3 protein-coding genes are annotated in these 1,402 nt (G+C 47.6%); all 3 read right to left on the bottom strand.

Features of this window, described 5'->3' with window-relative positions; translation table 11 throughout:
• Nucleotides 1–337: 337 nt before the first annotated feature.
• On the bottom strand, nucleotides 338–601 hold the full coding sequence (locus tag GEI7105_RS0123260; RefSeq protein WP_035493685.1) for an SDR family NAD(P)-dependent oxidoreductase: 264 nt from the start codon (nucleotides 599–601) through the stop codon (nucleotides 338–340).
• 135 nt (nucleotides 602–736) lie between these two features.
• Nucleotides 737–898 (bottom strand): hypothetical protein, encoded by a 162-nt coding sequence (locus tag GEI7105_RS39540; protein WP_218959088.1) that lies wholly within the window; start codon nucleotides 896–898, stop codon nucleotides 737–739.
• A gap of 28 nt (nucleotides 899–926) precedes the next feature.
• The coding region (locus GEI7105_RS32100; RefSeq protein WP_017662806.1) for an RNA-guided endonuclease InsQ/TnpB family protein at nucleotides 927–1,402 on the bottom strand (476 nt) is incomplete at its 5' end.

Raw genomic sequence — 1,402 nt, 5'->3', positions numbered from 1 at the left:
TTGAGAATAAGTGTCTGAGAGCCACTCCAGTTCTCGCTTCCATTGCGGAAGCATCTTTTTGAGAGTTAACCCAGAGATGCCTTTCCCCGTTTGGCGGTAGGCTTCCGTCGTCAGTTGCAGAGAACGGTTCCACACGAAAACGGCAGCAGCCAAAAGCTTTCGCCAGGGCAACTTCCTGCTCTCCCCGTGGGATAAATTCTCAGCTTGACAACTTTCATTAGGTGAAACAAGCTTTGCACTAAGAGCAGCATAACAGATCGAACGGCTTGCCCGCAACCTTACCGCCGCGATTCATCTACGCTTCAATCGGAGATTAGAAACGTAGGATTCTCGCGGTTCAGGCTAAAATATCGACATCGGGAAAGCGTTTTAGGGTTTCTCGACATCCCGCTTCTGTGGAGTTGTCGGCGACTAACCCCTCCAGTTTGGCGTTGGGGAAGCTCTCTCGAATCGATGCGATCGCCGTATCGACAGAGGTTTGAGAACGTCCGTTGACGATGACAACCGAACCTTCTCCGGCGAGCGATCGCGCAATTTCGAGTCCGATACCGCCACTCGACGCTGTCACCAATGCAGTCTTATTCTCAAGCTGTAAATCCATAATTTTTGTTGAGATATGGAGAGTTTTTAGGTTTCTTGGGCTGTAATGCGAAGTTTTTCAAAATTTTTACGATTTGAAAATCGCAGAGTCAACGCCTAGGTGACGGGAAGTTTCGATCGCTGTCTCACTCTGAATTTACCATTCAATTACCTCGGTTCGGGAATTGGTTGAGGAGCGGGACTCGGCGTCGGTTGTGGGGATGGCGTGGGAATGGGTTGCGGAATCGGATTCGGTCTCGGTTCTGGGGGAATGGGAGGTGTTGGTGGCTTGGGCTTTGGTGTCGTGATAGCTTGACATACTCCCCGGCGTGAACGCACGGGGATTCTCACAAAGTGATTCTTGATTCATCGACACCACTTACTGTTTCAAGTTGCCTATCGACAGCAGGGGTGGTAGTCTCCTCAAGCGTTCCTGGTTCCCCAGCAGTTTCCCAATGCCCTTGGGTACTGTGATTCCACTCAATACCTAGAACGTTCATCCCTTTCTTCAAGATATTTAATGCCGCATTCGTATCACGACAAATTTCTATCTTGCATTGAGGACATTGATGAGTTCTAGTACTGAGTGATTTCTTCACTCGATGACCACAGTTAAAACAATCTTGAGATGTATAATTCGGTGCAACAGCTATCACTGTTTTATCCCAAACTTTCCCAAAATAGTCTAACCATTGAGTGAATTGATACCACGAAGCGTCAGAAATAGACTTTGCCAAATGATGATTCTTGACCAGGTTTTGTATCTTCAGGTCTTCGTATACCACAACATCGTTAGATGCTACTACGCACCGAGCTAACTTAA

This window comes from Baaleninema simplex PCC 7105 (assembly GCF_000332355.1).
In the GTDB taxonomy this organism is placed as follows: Bacteria; Cyanobacteriota; Cyanobacteriia; order Cyanobacteriales; family Geitlerinemataceae; genus Baaleninema; species Baaleninema simplex.
The sequence above is the reverse complement of the archived record's forward strand: the minus strand, read 5'-3'. Positions and strand labels throughout refer to the sequence as shown.